This window comes from Bradyrhizobium sp. (genome assembly GCF_036735945.1).
Classification (GTDB): domain Bacteria; phylum Pseudomonadota; class Alphaproteobacteria; order Rhizobiales; family Xanthobacteraceae; genus Bradyrhizobium.
In genome coordinates, this window is record NZ_DAINNI010000244.1 from 1 (window position 1) to 2116 (window position 2116).

The following is a 2116-nucleotide window of genomic DNA, read 5'->3' on the forward strand; positions in this document are numbered from 1 at the left end:
CGGCGGCCGTCACCGGCGTGGCCGGCGGCCTCGGCGCCATCGCGGTGCAGTTCGTGGCGCCCGACGGCTACACGATCACGCTCGCGATCTCGCTGTTCCTCGGCATGGTGGTCGGCGGCGTCGGCTGGCTGCCGGGCTCGATCGTGGGTTCCGCCTTCATCATCTTCGTGCCGAATATCGCCGAGAGCATCTCAAAGGGTCTCTCCGGCGCCGTGTTCGGCGTGCTCCTGTTCCTCGTGATCTTCCTCGTGCCGCATGGCGCCAGGCAGGTCGCGATGGTCGCCCAGCAGTATCTGGGCAAACTGAAGAAGTAAGAAGCAAGAACCGACGAACAAACTCAGGAGAGACCATGTTTGCAACACTACGGACTGCCGCCTTCTCGGCGGCGGTCACCGCTTTCGCCTTGTCGTCCGGCACGGCGCTCGCACAGAAGAAATACGACACGGGCGCCACCGATACCGAGATCAAGGTCGGCAACATCATTCCCTACAGCGGACCTGCGTCCGCCTATGGTTTGATCGGCAAGACCGAGGAAGCCTACTTCAAGATGATCAACGAGAAGGGCGGCATCAACGGGCGCAAGGTCAACTTCATCAGCTATGACGACGCCTACAGCCCGCCAAAGGCGGTCGAGCAGGTTCGCAAGCTGGTCGAGAGCGACGAAGTGCTCGTCGTGTTCAATCCGCTCGGCACGCCCTCCAACACGGCGATCCAGAAGTATCTCAACGCCAAGAAGATACCGCAGTTGTTCGTCGCCACCGGCGCCACCAAGTGGAACGACCCGAAAGGCTTCCCGTGGACCATGGGCTGGCAGCCGAGCTACCAGAGCGAGGCGCACATCTATGCGAAATACCTGCTCAAGGAAAAGCCGAACGCCAAGATCGCGATCCTCTATCAGAACGACGACTTCGGCAAAGACTACCTGAAAGGCACCAAGGACGGACTGGGCGCCAAGGCTTCCTCGATGATCGTCATGGAGGAGAGCTATGAGATTTCGGAGCCGACGATCGACTCGCACATCGTCAAGATCAAGGCGGCAAATCCCGACGTGCTCCTGATCTACGCGACTCCGAAGTTCGGTGCGCAGACCATCAAGAAGACCGCCGAACTCGGCTGGAAGCCGCTGCAGATCATGACCAACGTGTCGGCCTCGGTCGGCGCGGTGATGCACCCTGCCGGATTCGAAAACGCCCAGGGCGTGCTGTCGGCAGCCTACGCAAAGGACGCCGCCGATGCGCAGTGGAAAGACGATGCCGGCATGAAGCGGTGGAGCGAGTTCATCGACAAGTACATGCCGGGCGCCGACAGGACCGACAGCGCGCTCGTCTACGGCTACGGCGCCGCGCAGACCCTGGCCAAGGTTCTGGAGATGTGCGGCGACGATCTCAGCCGCGCCAACGTGATGAAGCAGGCCGCCAGCCTGAAGGACTTCACGCCCGACACGCTGCTGCCAGGCGTGAAGATCAACACCGGCGCAACCGACTTCGCCCCGATCAGCCAGTTGCAGATGCAGCGGTTCAAGGGCGAGAAGTGGGAATTGTTCGGCGAGATCATCAGCGGCGACGTAGCCGCCGACTAGAACTCCATCAATCCCGGATAGTTAATCCGGACCAGGAAGCCTCCGCGACGAACGTCGCGGGGGCTTTTTTGTCAGCAGTGCTGCCGGACAAATCCGGTGATCGCCAGCGAACACAATCATTAATATTCCGCGAGACGGGCAGTGCGCCGGCATTGATCCTAAGTAGCGCCTCCCGCGATGCCGCCGCGAGGGGCTTGCTGTTGCTGGATGCCGCCGAAAGGTATTCAATGCAGCCAAGAGCCGCAAAGCGCTCCCCAATCCAAAAACAATGACACAATCATCGATCCCAGGGAGATCAGGAAATGCTCGCCATCAACTTGCGCTTGGGGGCCGTTTCGGCTGCCCTCGCATTACTGGCCGCGACCAGCAGCGGCGCATTAGCACAAAAGAAATACGACACCGGCGCCTCCGATACCGAAATCAAGATCGGCAACATCATGCCCTACAGCGGACCGGCTTCCGCCTACGGCGTGATCGGCAAGACCGAAGAAGCCTATTTCCGGAAGATCAATGCCGAGGGCGGCATCAACGGCCGCA

At 60.9% G+C, this 2116-nt stretch carries 1 protein-coding gene and 2 pseudogenes; all 3 read left to right on the plus strand.

Going from position 1 to position 2116, the window contains the following annotated elements; genetic code table 11:
- Positions 1-314 (plus strand): annotated as a pseudogene (locus tag V7E26_RS29885) (branched-chain amino acid ABC transporter permease); the annotation flags it as partial.
- Between the two features lie 35 nt (positions 315-349).
- The gene (locus V7E26_RS29890; RefSeq protein WP_324422982.1) at positions 350-1579 is read left to right on the plus strand and encodes an ABC transporter substrate-binding protein; all 1230 of its coding nucleotides are present in this window, start codon (positions 350-352) and stop codon (positions 1577-1579) included.
- A gap of 302 nt (positions 1580-1881) precedes the next feature.
- Positions 1882-2116: pseudogene (locus tag V7E26_RS29895) on the plus strand (ABC transporter substrate-binding protein); the annotation flags it as partial.